At 62.6% G+C, this 22,640-nt stretch carries 22 protein-coding genes; 12 read left to right on the top strand and 10 right to left on the bottom strand.

Going from position 1 to position 22,640, the window contains the following annotated elements; all coding sequences use genetic code 11:
* The first annotated feature begins 97 nt into the window (after positions 1-97).
* The 3 genes from ACFE77_RS00430 (at position 98) to ACFE77_RS00420 (ending at position 3,650) form a co-directional block, all read left to right on the top strand.
* Positions 98-637, top strand: coding sequence for a GFA family protein (locus ACFE77_RS00430; protein WP_375419639.1), 540 nt, complete (start codon positions 98-100; stop codon positions 635-637).
* Positions 638-832: 195 nt separating this feature from the next.
* On the top strand, positions 833-1,846 hold the full coding sequence (locus ACFE77_RS00425; protein ID WP_375419638.1) for a D-cysteine desulfhydrase family protein: 1,014 nt from the start codon (positions 833-835) through the stop codon (positions 1,844-1,846).
* A gap of 322 nt (positions 1,847-2,168) precedes the next feature.
* Complete coding sequence (locus ACFE77_RS00420; protein WP_375419637.1) at positions 2,169-3,650, top strand: MFS transporter; 1,482 nt, start codon at positions 2,169-2,171, stop codon at positions 3,648-3,650.
* 237 nt (positions 3,651-3,887) lie between these two features.
* On the opposite strand, the gene ACFE77_RS00415 is transcribed toward ACFE77_RS00420, so the two are convergent.
* Together ACFE77_RS00415 and ACFE77_RS00410 are read right to left on the bottom strand one after the other, a co-directional pair.
* Positions 3,888-4,184 carry a hypothetical protein gene (locus tag ACFE77_RS00415; protein ID WP_375419636.1) on the bottom strand — a complete coding sequence of 99 codons (297 nt, stop codon included), beginning with the start codon at positions 4,182-4,184 and terminating at the stop codon, positions 3,888-3,890.
* A 19-nt stretch (positions 4,185-4,203) separates the two neighbouring features.
* Positions 4,204-4,527, bottom strand: a complete 324-nt coding sequence (locus ACFE77_RS00410) for a UrcA family protein (RefSeq protein WP_375419635.1) — start codon at positions 4,525-4,527, stop codon at positions 4,204-4,206.
* A 120-nt stretch (positions 4,528-4,647) separates the two neighbouring features.
* Here ACFE77_RS00410 and ACFE77_RS00405 point away from each other — a divergent pair, with 120 nt between their 5' ends.
* The 3 genes from ACFE77_RS00405 (at position 4,648) to ACFE77_RS00395 (ending at position 7,998) form a co-directional block, all read left to right on the top strand.
* Positions 4,648-6,225, top strand: a complete 1,578-nt coding sequence (locus ACFE77_RS00405; RefSeq protein WP_375419634.1) for a winged helix-turn-helix domain-containing protein — start codon at positions 4,648-4,650, stop codon at positions 6,223-6,225.
* Between the two features lie 312 nt (positions 6,226-6,537).
* Positions 6,538-6,963 carry a fasciclin domain-containing protein gene (locus ACFE77_RS00400; protein WP_375419633.1) on the top strand — a complete coding sequence of 142 codons (426 nt, stop codon included), beginning with the start codon at positions 6,538-6,540 and terminating at the stop codon, positions 6,961-6,963.
* A gap of 87 nt (positions 6,964-7,050) precedes the next feature.
* Positions 7,051-7,998: an NAD(P)/FAD-dependent oxidoreductase gene (locus tag ACFE77_RS00395; RefSeq protein ID WP_375419632.1), complete on the top strand. Its 948-nt coding sequence runs from the start codon at positions 7,051-7,053 to the stop codon at positions 7,996-7,998.
* On the opposite strand, the gene crtI is transcribed toward ACFE77_RS00395, so the two are convergent.
* The 3 genes from crtI to ACFE77_RS00380 are packed head-to-tail and all read right to left on the bottom strand — an operon-like array spanning position 7,954 to position 11,328.
* Positions 7,954-9,624, bottom strand: a complete 1,671-nt coding sequence (crtI, locus tag ACFE77_RS00390; RefSeq protein WP_375419631.1) for a phytoene desaturase family protein — start codon at positions 9,622-9,624, stop codon at positions 7,954-7,956. The two genes, ACFE77_RS00395 and crtI, sit on opposite strands and share 45 nt — an antisense overlap.
* The gene (locus ACFE77_RS00385) at positions 9,621-10,586 is read right to left on the bottom strand and encodes a beta-carotene 15,15'-dioxygenase, Brp/Blh family (protein WP_375419630.1); all 966 of its coding nucleotides are present in this window, start codon (positions 10,584-10,586) and stop codon (positions 9,621-9,623) included. Before ACFE77_RS00385 ends, crtI begins: the two co-directional genes overlap by 4 nt.
* On the bottom strand, positions 10,561-11,328 hold the full coding sequence (locus ACFE77_RS00380) for a bacteriorhodopsin-like (RefSeq protein WP_375419629.1): 768 nt from the start codon (positions 11,326-11,328) through the stop codon (positions 10,561-10,563). Before ACFE77_RS00380 ends, ACFE77_RS00385 begins: the two co-directional genes overlap by 26 nt.
* 747 nt (positions 11,329-12,075) lie before the next feature.
* Here ACFE77_RS00380 and ACFE77_RS00375 point away from each other — a divergent pair.
* Positions 12,076-12,540: a hypothetical protein gene (locus ACFE77_RS00375; protein WP_375419628.1), complete on the top strand. Its 465-nt coding sequence runs from the start codon at positions 12,076-12,078 to the stop codon at positions 12,538-12,540.
* A gap of 147 nt (positions 12,541-12,687) precedes the next feature.
* On the opposite strand, the gene ACFE77_RS00370 is transcribed toward ACFE77_RS00375, so the two are convergent.
* Positions 12,688-13,083, bottom strand: coding sequence for a hypothetical protein (locus ACFE77_RS00370; RefSeq protein ID WP_375419695.1), 396 nt, complete (start codon positions 13,081-13,083; stop codon positions 12,688-12,690).
* On the opposite strand from ACFE77_RS00370, the gene ACFE77_RS00365 reads away from it, so the two are divergent.
* Positions 13,037-14,683 carry a tetratricopeptide repeat protein gene (locus ACFE77_RS00365; RefSeq protein WP_375419690.1) on the top strand — a complete coding sequence of 549 codons (1,647 nt, stop codon included), beginning with the start codon at positions 13,037-13,039 and terminating at the stop codon, positions 14,681-14,683. The genes ACFE77_RS00370 and ACFE77_RS00365 overlap by 47 nt on opposite strands.
* Here the strand turns inward: ACFE77_RS00365 and ACFE77_RS00360 are convergent.
* Positions 14,667-16,535 (bottom strand): YcaO-like family protein, encoded by a 1,869-nt coding sequence (locus ACFE77_RS00360; protein ID WP_375419627.1) that lies wholly within the window; start codon positions 16,533-16,535, stop codon positions 14,667-14,669. The two genes, ACFE77_RS00365 and ACFE77_RS00360, sit on opposite strands and share 17 nt — an antisense overlap.
* 41 nt (positions 16,536-16,576) lie before the next feature.
* Positions 16,577-16,891 (bottom strand): hypothetical protein, encoded by a 315-nt coding sequence (locus ACFE77_RS00355; RefSeq protein ID WP_375419626.1) that lies wholly within the window; start codon positions 16,889-16,891, stop codon positions 16,577-16,579.
* A 266-nt stretch (positions 16,892-17,157) separates the two neighbouring features.
* On the opposite strand from ACFE77_RS00355, the gene ACFE77_RS00350 reads away from it, so the two are divergent.
* Entirely contained in the window at positions 17,158-17,367 is a 210-nt protein-coding gene (locus ACFE77_RS00350; protein ID WP_375419625.1) for a hypothetical protein, read from the top strand.
* A gap of 10 nt (positions 17,368-17,377) precedes the next feature.
* Positions 17,378-18,418 (top strand): ribosome small subunit-dependent GTPase A, encoded by a 1,041-nt coding sequence (gene rsgA, locus ACFE77_RS00345; RefSeq protein ID WP_375419624.1) that lies wholly within the window; start codon positions 17,378-17,380, stop codon positions 18,416-18,418.
* A 167-nt stretch (positions 18,419-18,585) separates the two neighbouring features.
* On the opposite strand, the gene ACFE77_RS00340 is transcribed toward rsgA, so the two are convergent.
* Together ACFE77_RS00340 and ACFE77_RS00335 are read right to left on the bottom strand one after the other, a co-directional pair.
* Positions 18,586-18,924, bottom strand: a complete 339-nt coding sequence (locus ACFE77_RS00340; protein WP_375419689.1) for a hypothetical protein — start codon at positions 18,922-18,924, stop codon at positions 18,586-18,588.
* Between the two features lie 137 nt (positions 18,925-19,061).
* Positions 19,062-20,888: a DUF885 family protein gene (locus ACFE77_RS00335; RefSeq protein ID WP_375419623.1), complete on the bottom strand. Its 1,827-nt coding sequence runs from the start codon at positions 20,886-20,888 to the stop codon at positions 19,062-19,064.
* A 337-nt stretch (positions 20,889-21,225) separates the two neighbouring features.
* Between ACFE77_RS00335 and ACFE77_RS00330 the strand changes: the two genes are divergently transcribed.
* Together ACFE77_RS00330 and ACFE77_RS00325 are read left to right on the top strand one after the other, a co-directional pair.
* Positions 21,226-21,546, top strand: coding sequence for a DMT family transporter (locus ACFE77_RS00330; protein WP_375419622.1), 321 nt, complete (start codon positions 21,226-21,228; stop codon positions 21,544-21,546).
* A 691-nt stretch (positions 21,547-22,237) separates the two neighbouring features.
* Entirely contained in the window at positions 22,238-22,543 is a 306-nt protein-coding gene (locus ACFE77_RS00325) for a hypothetical protein (protein ID WP_375419621.1), read from the top strand.
* Positions 22,544-22,640: the final 97 nt, after the last annotated feature.

Below are 22,640 nucleotides of genomic sequence, written 5' to 3'. Positions count from 1 at the left end.
AGCCCGGTGACGTTTCGAGCGGGGAATCGGAAGCAGCGGTCTAGGTTCGCGCGGGACCGTCGCGGACGCAGGCGCGTCGCGCAACCTCGGGAAGGTAATGACAACGGTTCAGGAGCCGCGCGAGCGGATCAATGCCGGTGTTCATCGCGGGCCTTTAAAACCGACCACGTTGATCGACAGAACGCTTTGGCAACGCGAGCGGATTGCTCTGGGTTTAGGAGGTAACGAAATTCCAATGCTAAGCGGATCGTGTAACTGCGGCGCTACGGGATGGACGCTGACCAGCGACCTTGATTCGGTCACCGCCTGCAATTGCACCATGTGCCACCGCTACGGCGCGTTGTGGGCATACGACTACGAAGACGGCCGGATTGAGATCGTTGGCTCGACATCGTCCTTTCGCCGGGTCGGTAAGAGCGATCCGACACTAGAGCTGTTATTCTGCCCTGCGTGTGCTGCCGTGCTGGCGTGGCGCGGTCTGCGACTAGAAGTCGATCATCGAAGGCGCATGGCGGTCAACATTCGCCTCGCAAATCTCAACGATGTCGGCGACCTGCTGATCGATCATTTCGACGGGCTGGAGACTTTCGAGGAACTGCCGTCCGACGGCCGACGGGTGCGGGATCTCTGGGCCTAGGTCCGCGGACCGATGTCGCGCTTGCCGGCTGACGAGCTGAGATCCTGGAGCGGCGAAACCCGTGCGACTGGGTATTTGAGTTGCCGCGCGTACGGATAACCGGCAGCGGCGGGGATGCCCGCCTACGAGCACTTGAGCGTGACGAGGTCGTCCAAAGCTGTCACCAGAATAGCTACCGCTGAACCGGAATGATCGATGCTAGATCAGCTTGTAAGACGACCTCGATTCCTCCTGCTGGAGGGACGCACGCCTATTCAGCGCCTGATCCGGCTGGAACAGTCACTCGGCTGCCACGGCTGCCCTCCGATCTACGTCAAGCGCGACGACCTGATGGGCGTCGGTGGGGGCGGCAACAAGCTGAGAAAATTGGAGTTCCTGATCGGCGAGGCGTTGGATCAGGGCTGCGATACGTTCATCACCACAGGCGCGCGGCAATCGAACCATGCCAGGCTGAGCGCAGCTGCCGCGGCGCGCGCCGGACTCTCCTGCGAGCTGGTCCTGACCGATACCGTCGCGCGCTACGACGAAGCCTATTTGCGCAACGGCAATGTGCTGCTCGACGATCTGTTCGGCGCAACTGTCCTTCGCAGGCCAGGCGATGTCGATGCCTTTGCGATCGCGGAGGAGCGCGCTGTGCTCCTGTCCGCCGAGGGACGCCGCGCCTATGTCGTCGGCTCTGGTGGCTCTTCGCCACTTGGCTGTCTCGGCTATGCTGTGTGTGCAGAGGAGATCATGGCTCAAGAGGCTGAGCTTGGGCTTCGCTTCAGCCGGATCATCGTGCCGAACGGTAGCTCCGGCACGCATGCCGGGTTGGCTGCGGGTCTGAAGGCGGCGGGAGACGAGCCTAGCCGGGTCGAGTCATTCACCGTCCTCGCTCCGATCGAGAAGGCGCGGGCAGTCACCAACGAACTCGCGCGGCGGGCGCTGGGCGTCATCGATCGCGCCAGCACATTCGTAGCAAGCGACATCGTCGTCACGGACGGCCAACTCGGCGATGGCTACGGCGTGCCGACCGAAGCGATGCTCGAAGCAGTACGACTGGTTGCTCGGTCGGAAGGGCTGCTGCTCGATCCGGTCTATGGCGGAAAAGCTTTCGCAGGTCTCATTGCTGCCATCCGCAACGGGTCATGGCGCAGTGAGGGACCGGTATTGTTCGTCATGACCGGCGGATTGCCGGGCCTGTTTGCCTACGAGCCAGCGTTACGGTGAGATCAGGACCAGCGCGATCTTCCAGCGTGACGCGTGGTTTGCAGCACTAACCGGTAGCCTGGTCATGTCGCTCAGCGATCCGAGGATCATTATGTCCGGCGCGAAGTCCGCACCCTTACGAGGCCGTTCATAAGATAGGGGCCGGGTCCTTCCGGTAGACCAACGGTCCCGTCCGACCTAGGATCTGCCGCTTGCAAATCGTGATTAGCGGACAGGGCAAAACTTGCAGGCAATGAAAAGCACCCTGTCGGATCGACAGGCAGTTTGGGCGTTTGTGTTAGGCTGCGTCGCGGTAACGGCCGGAGTGTGTGCGCACTTGCCCATGTTCGCGATGGCGCAATCGATGGGCTATCATCTGGCTGGCATGCCAATGGACAGCGCGATGGTCGCTGGCATGGCGCTGATCGTGCTCGGGACGTTGGTGGCAGCCTATGGCTTGCTGCCGCGCGATCTCGCCGCGCAACGCGCGCTTTCGGCAGACATCGTCATCGCGGCGCCTGAAGACGCGCCGCTTGGCGCAGCACACTGGGGCCTGATGGCGGTTCTCGTGATCGCGCTAATCATCGACGTGATGAAACCGGCCTCACTCGGCTTCACGGTGCCCGGGATGATCAGCGAATACGGTGTGCCCAAGAGGACGGTGTCTCTCGTCCCGTTCTTCGCGCTGGCGGGCACGGTCACCGGATCGATCCTATGGGGCTGGATCGCCGACATCTATGGCCGCAAGGCCTCGATCCTGCTGTCGGCGGTGATGTTCGTCGGCACGTCGATCTGCGGCGCCATGCCGAGCTTAGCTTGGAACATCGCCATGTGTTTCATGATGGGCGCAGCGGCGGGCGGGATGCTGCCGGTTACCTATGCTCTGCTGGCCGAGATGATGCCCAACCGCCACCGGGGCTGGAGCCTTGTGCTAGTTGGCGGGTTAGGCGCCGTCGGCGGCTATTTCGCTGCCAGCGGCATGTCGGCACTGCTGCAACCGATCTTCGGCTGGCGCATCTTGTGGCTGGCAAATCTGCCTACTGGGTTGACGCTGGTCGTACTCGGCGCGTTCATACCGGAATCGGCCAAGTTCCTGCTCGCGCGCGGCCGTGTCGAGGAGGCAGAAGCGGTGATGCGCCGGTTCGGTGCTAAAGCCGAGCGGGGCAGCGCGGCGGTCATCGCCGGGAAGCGCGCCTCGCATGCGCTGACCGGTCTCAAGCTCTACGGCAAGCTCGCCGCGCTAAGCTTGTGCGCGCTCTCATGGGGATTGATCAATTTCGGCCTGCTGCTCTGGCTTCCGGCAGATCTGGTCGCCAAGGGCTATTCCGTTGGTGTGTCGAGCCGCCTTCTGGCCGAGAGTGCGCTGATTGCTTTTCCAACCGTTTTCGTTGCCGCATTTCTATACAGCCGGTGGAGCACTAAATGGTCGCTGGCGACGATGATCGCCGTCACGTTGGCGGGCCTGCTGCTCGTGCTGCGATTGGAGCTGGCCGGCAGCGGCAGTCCCGTGCTGCCGGTGGCACTGTTGATCGTCGGGACAAACGGGATCATCGCGATAGTGCTGCCTTATGCGGCCGAGAGCTTTCCGCTCCGCGTCCGCGGACGAGCGACCGGCTGGGTGGCCGCTTGCACCAAAGGCGGCGGATTGCTCGCCCAGGGGCTCACGATCAGCGGCATCATCCTTACGATGGGCATATCATCGCTGCTGGTGATGGTGCCTACCGCGCTCTCGCTGGTGCTGGTGGCGTGGTTCGGACGCGAGACGCGCGGGCGCGATCTGCGCGATCTAGAAGCCGATAGCGGTCAGCTCGGCCATGCGGCGTGATAAGGGGATGTCCGTTTTCGCAGCACCCTGCAATAGCTCGCGCGATCGACATAATCGGCAGGTTCTAGGCCGCGGCAAACAGGCTCTGAATATCGCCTTGTGGGGCTCACCTGTTGCAGTGGCCGCGCCACGGGCCGATGCCGGAGCGGTGGCATCAACTAATTCGTCACTTCTTCGCAATGCCGCAATAGCGCCTCACGACTTCGCTTAGTAGCGCCTCACTGATCAGCCGCGCGATCATGGTACCGGCGCGTCGCGCTTGATCCCCGCGGCTCGCATGTGGAACTTGGCGAGTTCTTCATGGAAGATCTTTGCTTTGCGATCGGTCGCAGCCGACGCATTCGCCCGCTCTTGCTTCAGCTGCGCGACGTGAAACGCGCGGTGAGCGTCTGATCTCGGATTGCTTGACTGCACAAGGTCTTCCTTGCTGGAACCATCGGGTTGAGGGTCGGAGATGCTCGCGGAGTTCGACGTGATCTGCAGAGGCCGTGTTTCGTTGAGGCAGCTGATCATCTCTCGGACAGCAGCCGACATGATCCCACGTGCCTACTGATCATCGGGCGGCAAGTTGATGGACAACCCGCTCGGAAAGCGCCAGTTTGAGGAACCAAGCGTTCGACGTCTCAGCAGCCCGGGCCACGGAGGTGGCAACGCACTTGCGCTGTTCGACCTCGACGCCGGCGTTGCACAGCTTGCCAGCAACCCGTTCCAGGCGAACGAGCATTGCAGCCCGACCGTCGCGCGTTTGCAGGTCGAGCCCCTTGCTATAAACATGATAGCTGTCGTTTCCGACCTTCCAGCTATGGTTGGGTTCGGCATGCGCCGAGCTTGCAGAGACCAGCGCGATCGCAAGGTTGGAGATGGCGAAGATGGACATCGGGTGCATGAGCTTTGCCCTTCGGTCAGGCAGCGAGATTGCTGCGCTGGCAGCAGCGGTTGCGCCCGGCTGCTCCAGATGCCGAGGTGGACGACCTGACGAATTGCTGATGAAGCACTGATGTCGGGTGATATCAGCAGCTTGAGTAGCGATGGTCCAATCGATCTGGCGAAATGCGCAACCTTTCGGCTGGGCGAGGTGGAAGTTCGACCATCATTCCGGCAGCTCTTGCGCATCCAGGACGGACAAGAGGAGATCGTCGAACCGCGGATCATGCAAGTTCTGGTGACGCTCGCGCAGGCACAGGGCGCGATCGTCACGCGAGAGGATCTCGTACGCCGGTGCTGGGAGGGACGGATCGTCGGCGAGGACGCGATCAATCGTGCCGTCTCTCGCGTCAGGCGGCTGCCGGAGGGGATCGCTAAAGGCTCTTTTCACATCGAGACATTGAACAAGGTGGGATACCGTCTGATCATCGACGGTACGCAACGCGAACTCTCGATCTCGCAGGCCGAGCCACACACAGTCGCTTTGCGGTTTGATCGGCGGCATCTCCTGTTGGGAGGCGCAGCAGCGGCAACGGTGGCGAGCACTGCCGCGTGGTGGGCGCTACGTGATCGCGCCAGCGCGGACCAACCTGATGCCGAAGTTGCCGCCCTGATGAGCCAAGCACAAATTTTGATGGGCCAGCGCGACTCTCAAGGCCTGAGCCAAGCGGTGGGGCTTTTCAGGGAGGTGACCCGGCGCGCACCCGACTATGCAGACGGTTGGGGCGCGCTGGCGCTCGCCTACTCGGTGACCACTGCGTTCGGTAGGCGTGAGGCACGAGCGGCGCAAGCCGCGCGCTCGGCGGCTGCGGCTGCGCGTGCCGAAGCCATCGAACCTGGCAACGGGTTCGCTGCTCTCGCCAGGATCGGCCTGCTGCCGCGGCGCGGTCGATGGTGGCAAACCGAATGCCTGCTGATGGACGTCCTCAAGCGGCTCCCCGACTTTGTGCCGGCCAAGATAACCCTCGCCGTTCTCTTCGCTCAGGTTGGACGAATTAAGGAGTCACTGCCTTTGTGGCAGGATGTCATACGAAGAGAGCAGCCAGCGCCCTCAATCGCCTATCTGTATGGCAACGCGCTTTGGACTGCTAACAGGTTGGAGGAAGCAGAGGCGGCGCTTCAGCATGCCCGCGAGCTATACCCGCTACATTACGCGGTCTGGTTCACTTGGGCATATTTCCAGCTCTACACCGGCAGAGTGCGAGAGGCGCTCGCGATGCTAGAAGACCGCGCCGGAAGACCGCCGGGCTTTGAAGACTTCAACTTCGACGTCGCTTCGGTGGTGGCGAAGGCGCTGCTCTCGGGCGCTCGCCGCGACATCGATCACGCAGTTGCCGTCAATCAGGATGCGGCGCGACGTGGCGTGGGCTTTGCCGAGAACGCGATGCAGTTCATGGCGGTGCTGGGAAGACCAACGGAAGCTTTCGCAGTTGCGGACGCGTTGTTCTTCGATCGCGGCTGGGTCGTTCCCGACGTTCGTTTCATGCCTCAGCAAGCCGCCCACACCCGCCTTGCCGATCGCCGCACCGCAGCCCTCTTCCTACCCTCAACTGCTGCTCTGCGTGGGGACTCGCGGTTCTCCCGACTGGTGGAAGAGCTCGGGCTAAGCCGGTACTGGCAGCGATCCGGCAGCCGTCCTGATTTCCGGTGATCCCAGGGCACACAATGCACGGTAATCAGAAGTACGGCATTTGTTTAGCATCGCTGGCTTTTTGCTTGCCACACCAAGCATGAACGGACGGCTGCTTACGGGATGGGGCAAGGGCGCTCTGAACGGCGGAATGTGGATCGTCGCGAACCGACGTGGCCCAAAGCCGGTATGGTGCGAGGTGAGTGAGGGTGAGAGAGCGAGAGCCCTGGGCAGGTCCTGCTCAGTAACGCCGCTCCGCGACCCCGATCAACTCACGTCTGCGACACCAGCAACGCAGTCGGGAGTCGCTCGAGCGTTATCTTAGGAATGAACATGACCGACACCGTCCAAGACATCGTCGACACCGCCGTCGCCGCAGGCAGCTTTACGACCCTCGTCGCTGCCGTCTCTGCCGCCGGGCTAGTCGACACGCTGAAGGGCGAAGGTCCTTTTACCGTCTTTGCTCCCTCCGACGATGCGTTCGCGGCGCTTCCTGCGGGCACCGTGGACGAACTCGTCAAGCCCGAGAACAAGGACAAGCTAACTGCGATTCTGCTCCTTCACGTTCTGCCGGGTCGCGTCCTCGCCGCCGACGTGGCAGGCAAGGTCCTGGATCCGGCCACCGCAGGCGGATCGACGGTCCACGTCGATGGTACTGACGGCGTCAGCGTCGACGGTGCCAAGGTCGTCGCCGCGGACATCGCGTGCAGCAACGGCGTGATCCACGTCATCGACAAGGTGCTGTTGCCCACGGGCTGACAGCTTTCAGTATTCAGTCGGCGGCAGCGGTGTCGCCGGCTATTTTTTCGACCCGTCTAGCGCGCAACGACATACCAGAGGATGCGGATGGCCGTAGCGATTATTGGCGCCGGCATTGCCGGTCTGTCCTGTGCGACACGCCTTCAGGAAACGGGACACCACGTTACCCTCTTCGATAAAGGCCGGGCCGCTGGCGGCCGCATGTCGACGAGGTCCGTCGCCACCGTAGCCGGCGTCTTCTCGTTTGATCACGGCGCGCAGTATCTGACCGCCCGTGATCCCGAGTTTAGAAGTGCCATCGACGACTGGGAAGCCCATGGCGTTGTCGCGCCGTGGCCTGCGGCAGGGGCTAACGCCTGGGTCGGGACACCTGGCATGTCCGCGATCGTCAGGCACCTCGCGGCGGATGTCGATGTCCGCTGGGGCACCTGCGTCGAAAGCATCGATCGCACTGAGGCAGAATGGCGGCTCTATCCCCGCATCGATGGTTGCTACGATGCAGTGATCCTCGCCATACCTGCCGAACAGGCGGCGCCGCTGCTCGCGCCGCATGATCCGTCGATGGCAAGCGAGGCGCTGGCTTGCCGGTCGGCGCCATGCTGGACCGTGATGCTCGCGTTCGACTTAGTCCTGAAAACGCCTGGCGACATCATCCGCGATGCCGGGATTATCGGCTGGGCTGCGCGCGATGTGGCGAAGCCGGGACGATCGGGAGCCGAGACTTGGGTTATCCAGGCGACGCCCGATTGGTCGAAGGCGCATCTAGAGGATAGCGCCGAACTGGTGATCGACCGGCTCGTCGCGGCCTTCGCTGAGCATGTCGCAGGGCGGCTACCTGACCCGCTCGTCCGGATCGCGCATCGGTGGCGCTACGCCAGAGTCGCCGCGTCCGATCTCGGCAGTCTGTGGAACGCCGAAGAGCGGCTTGGCGCTGCCGGCGACTGGTTGCTTGGTCCTCGCGTGGAAAGCGCCTGGTTGTCGGGACGACAGCTAGCCGACCGCATCCTCGAGGATCACACGCTCAGGCCTGTCTGAGGAGCTATGTGACGGCACCGCGTTGACGATCGCTGCGTCGATATCGAAGTCTCGTGCGATTTCGCGCGCAGTCATCTTGGCCGACATCATCACGGACGGTGTGCCGCCGCCTGGTTGGGTGTTCTGCCCAACCAGATATAGATTGGCGATATCCTCGCTGCGGTTGTGCGGCCGGAAGAAAGCGGTCTGGGTCAGGCGCGGCTCCACCCCGAAGCCGTTGCCGACATGCGATCCGAGCACCTGTTCGAAATAGTCGGGGGTCACGAAGCTGCGATGCACGATGCGGTTGCGCAGATCGGGGATGTAGCCGCGTTCGTCGAGGAAGGTGAGAACCTTCTCCGCGAAGCCATCGCCGACCGTATCCCAGTCGATGTTGCTATCATTGTTGGGTACGGGGATCAGCGTGTAGGCCGCGTGATGACCAGCCGGCGCCAAGCTCGGGTCGGTCAGTGTTGGGATATGGAGATATTGCGAGAAGTCGCCTGCGAGGATTTTGCGTTCGAATAAGTCGGTCAGCAACTCCTCGTAGCGCGGCCCGAGGATAATGTTGTGGTGGCGAAGGTCGGGGTCGCCGTCCCGCTTCCGGTATCCGAAATAGATGACCATCAGCGACATGCTCTGCTTACGAAACTTGACCAGCGCGTCGCGATTGATCGGCCGCTGTGCCTTGTCGATCAAGCGCATATAGGTGTTGGCGTAGTCGGCGTTCGAGACCACGCAGTCCGCGCTCAGCGTCTCACCACCTGCAAGCGTCACACCAGTAGCAACGCGCTTGCGGCGGCGTTTCTCGACATCGATCCGTTCGACCTCGGCGCCGAGCCTTACCGTGCCGCCAAGCTCCTCGAGCTTGCGGACCATGGCCGCGACCAGCGCGCCGGTGCCGCCCATCGCGAAGTGGATGCCCCAGGTCTTCTCGACGAAATGGATCATTGCGTAGATCGCCGGCACCTTCAGCGGGTTGCCGCCAATCAGCAGCGGCTCGAAGCTGAACACCTGCCGCATCTTGTCGCTCTTGAAGTATTTCGAGATCAACGAGAACAGCGGCTGGATCGCACCCAGCCTGAGCAGGTCGGGCAGCACGCCGACCATAGATCCGACCGAGCCGAAATAGGTATAGCCCAGTTCCAGGAACCCACGTTCGAAGATGGCACGCGCTGCCTCGTGAAAGCGCTCGTAGCCGTCGAGATCCTCAGGTGCGAGCCGTTCGATCTGCGCACGCACATTCGTCGGATCGGCGTCGTAGTCGAAGAAGGTGCCATCATCGAAATAGATCCTGTAGAAGGGAAGGATCGGCACGATCTCGACATAGCGGCTGGTGTTCGGACCGCCGGTGATACCTGAAATCTTGCGTTGTCCGGGTGCGAGCACTTCAGGCGGAAAGTCTGGCTCGCCGAGCATCGCCTTGTCGCGTTCCAGAGAGAATAGCTCTTCGATGAAGTGCGGGACGGTGAGCACCGTCGGTCCCATGTCGAATACGAAGCCGTCGACGCGACGCACATAGGCGCGTCCACCCACATCATCGAGCTTTTCGAGCACCGTCGTGTCGAAGCCTAGGCTCTGCAATCGTATTGCACAGGCGATCCCGCCGATGCCAGATCCGATCACGATTGCCTTCTGTCTGGTCATTCGGTCGTTCCGTAATCAAGGCTCGCCGCTGCCGATCGACGCGCGAGCAGGTTGGTAATCGATCTGGACATCAGCAGGTGCGGCACCGCGACGGCAGCGAGCAACTGAAACGCCTGAGCTGTCAGATCTGGCGTTGGCAAGCTCCAAACAAGGCGCGTGAGCACCAGCCAACCCGCTATCGCCGCGGTCGACATCGACGCACCGGTGAGGAGCCACCGCCGGCGAGACATCATCCGCAGCGTGCCACGCGTCGATGCGAAGTGGCGCGGCGAATGGAGGAACACGAAGAACAAGGCGAAGCCAAGCACGGGTGGCGCGATGAGCAACGCCAGTAGCGCCACCGTAGTGGCTGTAGCCCAGGCCCGCGCACCTTCGCGCCATGCCACTGCAACACCGACTGCGGTGACGAGCAGTGCTACCGGCGCCGCGGCGACCATCACCTGCGCGATCACCACGCCAGCGCGATCCTCGCTCATCGCGACGAACAGCGCCGTCACTGCTGCTGGATGGGCGAGTGCGGGCGCGGCAATGATCGCCGCCCCCGCCGCAACCTTCAGCAACGGCTCGTCCAGCATCGTCCAGTCTTCGCCGAAATGAACTGCCGCGGCAGCCAGGAACGCGATCAGCGCCACGACGGGTGCAGCAAGCCACAGAACGACCATGGACACTGCCACCAGGATGTAGCCGCCTAAACCGAGCACCATGCCGCGGCCGTCGAGCATTCGGGTCTGCGCCAGCAAGGCAATGTCGTAGGCGCCGTGAGGGAGTCCGCCGCCGACGAACAGAATGGTAGCGGCCAGCGTCGCCACGGTCCCGCTCAAGGGAAGTCCGATGGCCACCGCGAACGTCAGTAACGCGGCAGCAATCCAGAACGGCGTTGGCACGGGTTCACCGCGCCCCGTCGGGACGCGGTGAGCTGGACCGGCAAGGGTCGGTTCAAGCAGGATGGACGACGGTGCCATGCGCCTCCACCTGCGACTTGCGGACCGAGATGAGGAAGATCAGCACTCCCACCCCTGCCTTGGCGACGATGTCCGCAATGGTGTAGCCGATCTGGATCACCGTCGTGGCGTTTGCACCGGTAAGGCCGGCATAGGGCGCCATGTAGACAATCGGGTAGAAACCCCAAGACGCGAACGTCAGCAGCCGCGCCTTGCGGATCAGGCCGCGGGCAGCGACCGGCTGCTGGTCGATCGAGGCGCCTAGGCCGCGGAACAGCTCCCAGACGATGTACACGAACGGTATCGACGATAGGGTGCCCCACAGCGCGCGCGTAGGGATGTCAGTTGCGATCTCGCCCGGGTAACCGAGGATGATCATCAACGCTGCAGCCGAACCAAGGCGAAGTGCCTTCGACGAGGTTTCCTCGGCCGACAGACGCATCACCAAGACGAGCTCGATCAGTAGCAGCGGAACCGTCAGCAACCAATCGACATAACGGTAGGCATCGTTGAACGCGAAGCCCGTCGTGGCGACGAGACCGTTCTGCAACGTGTAGCTGGCATTCCAGCTCTCGAAGATGCGGAAGTAATGATACGCCGCGATCGCAGTCACCAGGCCCGAGATCGTGACCGCTGTTCGATAAGCCGGAGCGACCTGGGAGCGACTGAGCCAGAGGAATGCAGTCGCTGCTGCCATCACTGCAAAGGTGAAGGAGAATGCGTTATACACGAGCGAAAATTGGAAAGGTGTTACGACGTCCATAGATCTCTCCATCACCTGTTGTGAAGTGTCGCCTTGCTGACGATCTTACTCATGCGCTCAAAAGCCAAAAGCTTGGCCTGCTCCGCCGACAAACATCTTGTCAGCTGAGTAATGACGATATCACCAGATCGCTCGACGACGATTCCCAAGTGATCGGCGTTCAGGCCGGAAGCCCACAGTTGCCGTTTTAGCACTTACCTCCACAACACCGATACGGACCTTCTCCCGTAGTGAGAGCGCGATTGATCGAGGCGCCTCTGCGTGGCGTTCAAGAGCAGAATGCTGTTTTCGATTCAGTTCGGAAGTTGACCCATCGGTCGACTATTCTGATCATGAAGGTGAGCCGCTTAGCGGCGAACCTCTTCACGCGAGGTGCTCGTTGGCTTGGAGCTGGCTTCGCAACACCGCCGGTGCTGCGGTCTCCACAAGCTCCTTCCGGGCGGAAACTACGTTGGTGCACGTGCCGCACTCGCTCTGTCCGGCACTGCGGCTATGGTCTGCTCGTCCAGAACTTTGATATTTTACCTGATTTCCGCCGACCCACTGATACTCGAACGCGAGAGGCGCTCCCCATTGGCAAAGGCAGCGACCCGCACGCCGCACGCCGCACGCTGATCGGCTCGATCTTTTCACGAGTTTGCCACGCTTTTGACGATCGTTTCACGGCCCGCTTCGCCTGACTTCACGAGCGTGAGCCTACTCCACGTGAACCAGCAATCAGGCTGTGAAGCGAGGAATGATCCGATGTTGAAGTCACTAATCCACACTGCGGTGACGGTGTGTGCGACGCTGTTCCCGATCGCCAGCGCGCATGCCGAGACATCCGAACGCGCACTTTCGAGGTGGGTTCAGAAGGTCAATAACACGATGGACGCATGGGCGATCGACGGGACACGGGCGCAAGCGGGAACCGCGCAGATCTCTTTCCGGCGAGGCGCTGATGGACGGCCAACAGGTATCGCGATCCGCCGCGGCAGTGCCTCGAACGCTGCGGCGGCCATCGAAGCATTGAAAATGATCCGCAATCTGCCACCGCTGCCGAAGGCTTATGCGCCCGACCAGCAAGTGGTCCTCAACTTCTTCGTCGGTGAGAGCAATAACCGTGCGTATCGCCAAACCCGCAACCGTATGCTCGCGTCGGCGCGGCTGGCGAACATGCGGCTGGCGGCGAACGTCGAAGGTGTTCGGCTTGCAGCACTGGAGCCGCGGTGAAGGGAGCATCTCGCGACGGGGGCAGCACCAAGGCGCTGCTCCCGCTTGCGTTGCAGACTGGTTTGCCAAATAAGGGGGCAGCACTGATCATCGGCTCCCGTCCTTGCAACCCTCGCGATGGCGCGAACCACGACCTTTCGATGGAGGTCACATGCGGGGCAGCGCGGGCGCGACCATCCAGTTGCTGGGCGAATTCGGTGTCTGGGTCGGTGACGTCGACGCCAGACCGCGAGGGCGCAAGGCTTGCGCCATGCTCGGCGTGGTCGCGGCGTCGTCGGCGAAGTGCGTCAGGCGCGAGGAACTCGCGAATCTGTTCTGGGGCGACCGCGGCGAACAGCAGGCGCGCAGCAGCCTCCGCCAGGCGCTGGGAGAGATCCGCAACTGCGCGGCGGGCGCAAGTGGGACGATCGTCATCAGCCGTGACGAGCTGGCGCTTTCCGAAGCTGAAAGCACGACCGACGTCGACGTCATTCTCGACGCATGTGCGATCGGCGACATGGATCGGCTCGGCCGCGCGCTTGCCGGTTTGGGCGGCGTGTTCATGGCCGGTTACGATGGCACCGCAACTGGCTTCGACGACTGGTTGCGGATCGAACGCCCCCGCAACCACAGCCGGATCGTCACCGCGGTGCTGGATCAAGCGCCCGCGATGCTGACGCGCAAGGGCATCGCCAACGCGCAGGACATCCTGCGTGCGCTTGATCGGCTCGATCCCTTCAACGAGGTCGTAGCTCGGCTCGGCATGCAAATCGATCATGCAGCGGGAGACGGCGCCTCGCTGCACCGCCGGTATCGTGCGCTTAGCGAAGAACTGGAGCAGGAGTTCGGCGCTCGACCCGCGGCGGAGACGCGCACGCTGTTCAATCGGCTGACTGCCGAGATATCCGCCCCAGCTTCAGCCGACGCGTCGGACGAGCGAAGGGGCTTGGTCATCCAGGGAGATCGGCTGCCGCCGATGGTTTTGGTCAATCCGATCGTCGCCATCGACGGCGACGAGGAAAGCGCACAGATCGCATTGGCGGCCAGCGACGACATCAGGGTGGCGCTGGCGCGACATTCCGACGTGCGCGTGATCTCGCTGGACACGCTGGATGCCGAGCGCATCGAGAGCGTTTGTTCGTCCGCAGTCGCTGCCTATGTCCTCTCCGGCAAGCTGCGCCGCAGCGCGGACGGTATCCGCGCCAACCTGCAACTGGGCAATATCGGCTCGAGCCTGGTCGTATGGTCGGAGCATCTCCGCCTTGATCGCGGCGAACTGGACGAAGCGGTCGATCGCATCGTCTCGAAAGCGGTCGGCGCGATCACACCGTCGATCGAGCGCGACTATGCGCTCAGCCATCGTTCGTCGGCGCGCAACGAGGAAGATGCCGTCGCGCTCTATGCCAGGGCGCGCTACCTGACGCGTACGGTTCGCACGCTCGATGCAGTTCGCGACGGCATGGCGCTGCTGGACCGCGTGCTGGCGATCGATCATGGGCACGTCGGCGCGCGGCTGTTGCTGGCACAATTGTACAATACTGATCTTTGGCAGCAGATTGCGGGCCATGATGTGGCGGAGTACCGGTCCCGCGCGCTTGCGCTCATCCAGGAAGCTGCCGCTATCGAACCGGAAAACAGCAGGATCCAGGTGAAGCTCGCCTGGTGCTATCTGCGGCGGGGCGACTGGGCGGCGGCCGAGCGGCGCCTGCGTACTGCGTACGACGCGTCACCCTATGATGCCGACGCGATCAACGAATGTGCGCTTGCGTTCGCGCAGATCGGCGACGTGGATTTCGCGATCGAGGCCATGCAGCGGGCTTTCCTGCTAAACCCGTTTCCGCCTGCGGATTATCATGCCGACTACGCGATCATGATGTCGCTGAAAGGCGATCACCTCGCCAGCGAAGAGCATTTCGAGGCGTCCGGAGATACGCGGCTCCAATACATTGCTGCACGGCTGATCAACCTTGTTCAAATGCCGGGCGTCTTGCCCGCACACGCCGGGCTACGGGACGATTTCCTCCAGCGGTTTGGCGGCGCCTGGCAGCCGACCCGCAGGTTTGCGGAGGCGGATCTGGTGGACTGGCTTCACCATACCTACCCACTCCGGCTTCCGGAGCATCACGCCGCCTGGCAAGCCGCGCTGATCAGGGCGCTGACATGACCTTCGCGACGAGCTCGACGTAGCTTCCGGTGAGTTCGGGCGGCGCGATGGCGTTCGGAGGAGACCATTGCCCGCGGTCGAGCCGCTGGATCATCGACATCGCGTCTTCGTGCTTCAGCGATCGACGCTGGCGTAGCGATCTCTCGACGTCACCGGGCACAGCTCGCCCAGTTCTCGCCGCGAATTGGCAGAGGCATTCGTGCCAAGTCCGTCGCGCGAACGGCGTCGTACGAACGATCCGCTGTAGCATGCGACGATCCGCTGGAGGCATTTGTGTCGCGCAAAGCGCATCTTCGGCATCGACCAGCGCTATCGTCAGGGCCCGCCAGCCGAGTTCGGCGGGCGCATGCACCAGCATCACCGCGTCGTCACGGCACACGGACCCGTTCAGATACGCGTCGAACACCTGGCCGACGCCGAACATGCCATAGGTAGCAAGTTCCGCCGCCCGCAAAGCGCCGAGGCTACCCGCGCCAATCACGGGAATGCCGTTCGCCAGCAGCGCGATGATCTCCTTGTGCCAGACGCTGGGCGAGGTCGCAAAGTAGCCGTCGACCAGCCCCACCGCAGCGGGTGGGTCTCGCAGCAAGCGGGTAAGGTCGCCACAAGTCGCGGGTGGGAGCACCTCCACACCAGGAGGAACAGTCGCGCCTTCCAGGGTGGGGCCGATGAATACGACCGGCCTTCTCGAGCGGGCAGCCGCGGGAGGGGTCGAGGAGGGCAAGGTGATAAGGGGATCGCGTCTCGATGGTTCGGTGAGATCGGGTGCGACGACGCGCACGACCGCGAGGCCCGCTACGCCGCTGTCGTGCTCGATCGCGATCAGCGGCAGTGAGGTGCGAGATGCCGCAGCAGCGACAAGCAAGGCGAGCGCCTCGGCGGCGGTGCTGCATTGCAGGTCCGGGGTTCTCGCCCAATCCAGTGTTCCGCTACCGAACCCGAGCGTCGTCATGATCATCTCGACCTTGCGAGCGTCCGCGTGATCATAATGCTCCTGCACGAGATCGTCGCGCGCGCCCGCGACGAGTGTGGCGTGCACCTGGATCGCCTCTAGGATCGCCCGTAGCGCAGCGACGTCGCGCCGCGGGTGGCAACCCGATCCCGCGGTCGGTGGCAGCTCGGGGTGGCCGCGTCCCACGATCACGCAGCGAAAGGCAGCGAGGCGCTGGTCGTCCCCGATGCTCCAGAGGCGAAGATCGAAGCCGGCGCGTTCCACTCGCGCGACGATCCCTACGATGGATTGTTGGTCGATCGTGTCGAGATCCACTTCCGCCGCTCGTCGTTGGCGAGGTGAAGAGCGCTCGAACTGAACCGATAGGTCACGCTCGAGAAGTTCGGCCATCGCGCCGCAAGTCGCCTCGTGAAGGTCGTTGCCCGTTGCCAGGCCTGACGACGACGCCTGTGCGTCGCGATGGGCTGGGACGGTGAAATCGAGCGAGATGAGGTCGAATGGCACCGCCGTCCTGCGGCCGGTGACCAGACATTCTCCCTTGATCCAGCGACGGGGTGTCGCGGGATCAAGCGTGATCGCATCTTGGCGGCGCGGAGCGTCCGACCAGCAACGACGCGTTTCGATGTCGAGGTTCGTGAGCGGCTGGACGATCGTGGGCGCAGGCTGCTGTTCCGCGACGAAGAGTTCGGCCGATTCCAGCAATGCGGAAATCTGCGCCGCCATCGGGGTAAGCCCCTTGCCCTGCGACACCGAAATCGAGCGCGCCGACGGCCGCACTGCCTGGAAAACAGGGACGCCGAATGGCGTCAGTCCGGTCACGTCCGAAAGCCGCGTAACTCCGGCGCGGTCACCAGCCCGTCGTGCGAGTACCAGGGTCGCACCAAGCTCCCGGCTTCTCATCTGACCCTGCACCAGATCGGTGCAGGCAGGGCAGGAGGAGGTCAGTCCTTGCGCTCGATCTTGATCAGGTTGACCTCGACCGCAGTCGCCACCCCGGCACGGGTCGAGGCACCACCCTCCAGGTTACGCAGCCGAACGCTGGATGTCGTCTTCCCGGGCATGCGGACGGCGCGAAGCGTCTTGCCTCGGAACAGCGCGGCCAACTCGTTCCATGGCAGATCCCGGCTGCTGTCGGGGTCGACCATGACGATCCGTTCGCAAATCGCGTAACGAGTTCCCTCGCCCGCCGGCAACTCGACGAGGAAAAGCTCCTCGTCTGCTTCGTGCCTCGGTCCGGTCAGGTCGGCTTCGTTCAACGATCGTCTCCTGATGGCGGTTGAGCCAAGCTGAGGCTACGCGCCATTGTCACCGAGCGATTGGATAAATGCGACAAAATCGCTCGGGCATGCGGGAACGTCCGAAGCCGGTAAGCTGGCAAGAGGCCCTGAGCGTCGGCATGTGAGCCGTCCGGGAGCTGACATGGCATACGGCGTTCCGGCCCGGAGGAGAACGCTGGTCGAACCGACGTTCTTGCGGTGCGTCGTTGTGAGACTGTTCTAGAGCGAGGGATCAGTGTATTCGGATGGCGTGGGTTTTCACGTCGAGCGCTGTGCTCAGCCGACACCACAGTTCCGGAGCGACCGACATAGCCCGCAAGCCTAATTACGATTTCGAGCGTCGCGAGCGCGAAAGAAACAAGGCCGCCGAGTCCGCGAAGAAGGCGCAAGCCAAGGCGGATAAACGCGTGGCTGAACATCGAACGCCGGACGCAGATCAACCGGACGAGTCGTGAGCCCGAGCGAGTGAAATTGGGTTTGTCCGATCCGTTTCTCGAGCAGCTCGGCTGGAAACCCTTCTTCAGCAAGCAGGTCTCCGCAGAGCAGAGCCAAGAGTGCCAGCCAGTCCGCGTCATGTCGGTTCATCGCGGAAGGGTGACGGTTTCGGGGTCAGGGATCGACGACTCCATTTCCTCCAGCGTCCGATCACAAGGGGGAGCGGAAGACCGCCCTACGGTTGGCGACTGGTTGCTGATCGACCGCAACACCCGAGACATCGTGCGCATTCTCGATCGTACGAGCCTGTTCAAAAGGCCGGCGCCGGGTGACGATCGCCGGACCCAGCTCATCGCCGCGAACGTCGATACCCTGTTCATCGTGACCTCCTGCGACCAGGACTTCAACGTTGCGCGTATCGAGCGCTACCTCGTGCTGACACGTGAGGTGGGCGTCTGCCCGGTGGTCGTGCTCACCAAGTCCGATCTCGCCTCCAGGCCTGAACTATTGGTCGACGCGGTGCGTGCGCTCCAGTCGGGGTTGCGGGTGGAGCTGGTCGATGGCCGCGATCAGACGAGCGCCGCCCGCCTCGCAGACTATTGCGGCCTCGGGCAGACCGTCGCTTTGGTGGGATCGTCAGGTGTGGGTAAGTCGACCCTCGTCAACACGTTGAAGGGATCAAACAGCATCGCGACACAAGATGTCCGCGAGGACGACGGCAAAGGCCGGCACACCACCACCGTCCGCGAAATGCACCGTGTTGCCGGTGGTGCGGTCGGCAGCGGCTGGCTCGTGGATACGCCTGGGATGCGCGAGTTACAGATGTCAGAAGTTGCCGCAGGCGTGATCGAAGTCTTCGATGATGTCACGGCGGTAACGCTCGAGTGTCGGTTTACGAACTGCACTCATGTCGACGAGCCTGGATGCGCCGTTCGCGCTGCGATGACGACAGCCGCTCTCGATCCCGCTCGTGTCGAACGGTGGCGTAAGCTTACCCGAGAGGACGCGGCGAACAGCGGCCCCGCAGCGGCTCGCCGCTCCCGAATCAGCAAGTCCGGCAACAGGAGATGATGGTGTGCGGGCCGCGCACGCCGGATCGGCTCTGAATCGCGGGACTTGGTAGCTAGAGCGGAGCACCGAGCGAAACCGGCTTTACGGTCGCACGAGTGCTAACCTCCGGCGACGCTGTAGCCTCGGCGCGGGTACAGGCGCCGGTGGTGTTCCGGCGCATAGGCTGATCAGCGCTGTTTCTTCGCCGTGGTCGCCGTGAAATCGGGATCCTTTTTCGCGACCCAATCGACGAATTTTCGGACGTTGGCGTTGGCCAAAAGAGCGTCCACGTCCGTAGCATGTCGCTGCAGTTCGGAGTTGGTGAAGTTGGCCATCAGCGTCTGCTGGCAAATAGGGTGCATGGGAACAACATCACGCCCGCCGCGGCTTTTGGGTACGGGGTGGTGCCAGACGATGGTCTTTCCAGTAGGCCTGCCACAGAGCCAGCAAGGCGCAACTGTCGGCAGAAGTGCATCGTTCTCGTTCAGATCGACGTGCGGATCATGTTTCGAATGCTTGCGGGCCATGGCTACCTGATCCTTTGATTCTAGCTTCGTCTTTTTGCCCGATCCAGATCGCGCGCCGACCGCCTGCCTGCGAAAGCTCAGCGACAACAAGGCGCCGACCTTCGCCGAGAGGAGCATGGCCGCCGTATGGACCGGCCTTATCGCGCCTTCGTTGCCGCGATGTAGCGATCGACCTGCTCCTCCAGCACCGCGAGCGGCAGGGCGCCTTGGCTCAGTATCGCCTCGTGGAAGTCGCGCAGGTCGAACTTGGCGCCGAGACTCTGTTCCGCCCGCTTGCGCAACTCGGCGATCTTGAGCTGCCCGACCATGTAGCTGGTCGCCTGACCCGGCCAATTGAAGTAGCGGTCGACCTCCCGGCCGATGTCCTTTTCCGACACCGAGCTGTTCGTCTTGAAATAGGCGACCGCCTGTTCGCGCGTCCACCGCTTGGAATGGATCCCAGTGTCGAGCACCAGCCGGATCGCGCGCCAGACCTGAAGCGACAGCATGCCGAACCGCGCATACGGGTCCTTGTACACACCCATCTCGTTCGCCAGCCGCTCCGAATACAGGCCCCATCCTTCGACATAGGCACCGTAGCCACCGAACTTGCGGAACTTGGGGATGCCGGTCATCTCCTGCTGGCGCGCGATCTGGAAGTGATGCCCCGGCGCGCCCTCATGCGCGGCGATGCCGGCGACCTGCACCTTCTGCGTCTGGTTCATGTCGACGAGATTGACGTAATAGATGCCCGGCCGCGATCCGTCGGCGGAGGGCGGATTGTAGAACGCGGTCGAGGCAGTGCCTTCCCGCCACTTCTCTACCGCGCGCACCTCCAAAGGTGCCTTGGGCAGGACACGAAAATAGCGTGGGGCCGCGACCATCACGGACGCGATCACCGCGCGGGCATCTCCAAGATACTCTTCACGGCCGGCGGCGGTGTTCGGATATTTGAATCTCGGATCGGTGCGTATGCTGTCGAAGAACTGCTCCAGCGTACCGGTGAAGCCGACCTCCTGCTTGATCTCCCCCATCTCCTGACGGATTGACGCAACCTGACGCAGGCCGAGCTGGTGAATTTCGTCCGCGGTCAGGTCGGTTGTCGTCGAGCCCTTCAGCCGGTCCGCATAATAGGCCGCGCCGTTCGGCAGGCTCCAAGCACCGAAATTGCCCTTGGACAGCGGCTCGATCGTGTCCAGCGCGGCGAACAGCGTGTTGTAGCCGCGGCGGAACGGTCCGGTCAGCGCCGCAGCGGCATGCGCCAGCAGCTTCGCCTTCGTTGCGTCGGGCGCCTTCAGTGCGGCCACCTTCTTGCGGAAATCGGCCATGACGGTCGAGTCGGGGCCGTCGTCGAACGGCGCGCCGGTGATCACGGCCCTGGCATCGGCGCGCGCAGGGGCGAAATTGACCTTGTTGGGGATGATCCCTGCCGCCGCCTGCTCGCGCATCGTCGCCGCGACTTCGCGCATCACGCGCTCGGTATCGCGCAGGCGAGAGACATAGGCCTGCGCATCGGCGATCGTGTCGACCTTGTGGTTGTTGATCAGCAGGACCGGGATCTCGCCCGCCGGGCTACCGTTGGTCGACACCGGGAAGCGGAGCTTCCGGAACTGGAAGGACTCGCCTTCGCGCTCGACCTGATATTCGAACAGGCGGTAGCTGACACGCGCACTCTCGCCCAGTTGTTCAGGTCGGAACTGCGTCCGCATCGTCTTCAGCTGCCGCTCGGCCAGAGCCCGCGCCCGCACCGCGGCGGCGTCGGTATAATCGTCGAGCTTGCCGTAATTGGTCTTGAACCCGAGTTGCGTCTGGTTCTCCGGGCTCAGCGCGAGTTGCTCGTCATAGGCGCGGTCGAGGAACTGCAGCAGCGCGGCATCCTGCGCCTTCGTCGCGGCAGCGGACGGAGCGGCCTGGAGCGGCACCGGCGCGCCCGCCTGGATCAGCGGGGTCAGGGGCAAGATCAAAAGGGAGAAGAAAAGACGCATCGAACACTCCTGGGCGGAACCAGATCTCTGGCTGCTCTCCGGCGTCTTGAAGAAGACGAAGCCGGAAGCGAGCATCGATAAGGATCGATCGTCGATCGGTCGAGGTCAGACAGGCCATCAGGCGGGCAGCAAGCTCAAGAACAAACAATCCACTCGAGCTCCGTTAGGATCTTAGATCGCCCGATCCGCAGCCCGGTCGGCGAGTTGGCGCGTCTCGCGCAAAGACGGCAGTTGAAAATCCCGGAAGAACCGCCAAATCTCCCGGGCGGTGACCACGTTCCCGCCCCGCATTGGGCGGTCAAGCCCGGGACGGCCCGGCAGCTTATTGGAGGCTGTCATGGCGTGGGTTGCACTCGTTCTCGCTGGTCTGTCCGAGGTCGTTTGGGCCACGGCGATGAAGCAATCGCATGGGTTCACGAAGCTTTGGCCCACGATCATCACGGCAACGGGCATGTTGGTCAGCTTCGGTCTGCTGGCCTGGGCGATGCGAACGTTGCCGCTCGGGACCGCCTACACGATCTGGACCGGCATCGGCGCGATCGGCGCCTTCATCGTCGGCATCGCGGCTTTCGGCGAGACGTTCACGGCGACGCGCCTGGTCGCTGGTGCGCTGATCGTCAGCGGTCTCGTCTTGATGAAGCTCTCGTCGACTTCGTAGCGCCGAGTGGTCGCTTATGGTTGATGGACACCGTTCCGCCGATGTCCCGCGTCACGGCAGGAGGTCGTCGGATGGTTAATAATGAGCTCCGGTGTCTCGAATCGCGTCATGAGAATACCTCGTTAACCCTGTTCATAGATAAACGTTAATATTCGGTGGATAGAACGTTTATAAACTGGAACTACGCGTGGTTTCTGACATTGCAACGTCATGGCTACTATCCTGAATATCACCGAAATATTGAACGAACGACGCAAGGCTCGTCGCCTTACTAAGGATGTTCAATGGTCGGAGTTGAGAATAGCGCATGGACTTCTCTTGGTTACCGAGCGTGAAGTTCGGCGACAGATGATGGTTCTTTGCGATGAGAAAGCTACCAAGGACGAAGTCGAGGAGGCGATCGAGTTGATGCCGCTATTGACCGAGATCCTACTCCAAAGACAGCGTGAGCTCAGATGCATGGAGATAGCTTTGTCCGAAGACAACGTAATCCGCTTCGAATGAAGCGGGTGCGCCGGACAATAGCCAATTAGGGGACTGCTTTCCTGCAGCTATCGCGTCCGGTCATGCGCAACCCCGCGAATTGAAGAGAACGTGGTGAGCCGCCGCAACATCAAGCTTCTGTTTACGCTCGGCACATCGTCAAATTGGCGATCCAAATGAGGCATGCTCGGCCCGGTCAGGAGGCGATATGGGACTTTATCCATCCAGATCGGTGCCCGATTGCGAGTATCTTCTGAAGAGGTCGATAGCCGAGGCGACGCTGGCGGCACAGGCGCGTACGTCTCGTGCCGCAGCCGCGCATCATGCGATCGCGAGTTGCTACTTGGCGAAGCTCTTTGGTGAGCAAGAGGCCGATCTCACCGGCACTACGCGCATGACGATCGACGGATTGCAGGCCAGCGCAGCGATCGGACCGGTCACATTGCGTTTCGAAGATGTAACGTCGCTGACGACGGACGAGGAACTGACCCGGATACTACGTTCGATCATCTAGGACATCGAGGCATATTCAAACGAGCGCCGAAGAAACGATGTCCGTTCGTCTCAGGAAAGGATGGTCGCGCGCAGTGCCGCGATCCGCATGTCTTTCA

The organism is uncultured Sphingomonas sp. (assembly GCF_964243315.1).
Lineage (GTDB): Bacteria > Pseudomonadota > Alphaproteobacteria > Sphingomonadales > Sphingomonadaceae > Sphingomonas.
This window is presented reverse-complemented; position numbering and strand designations above follow the sequence as displayed.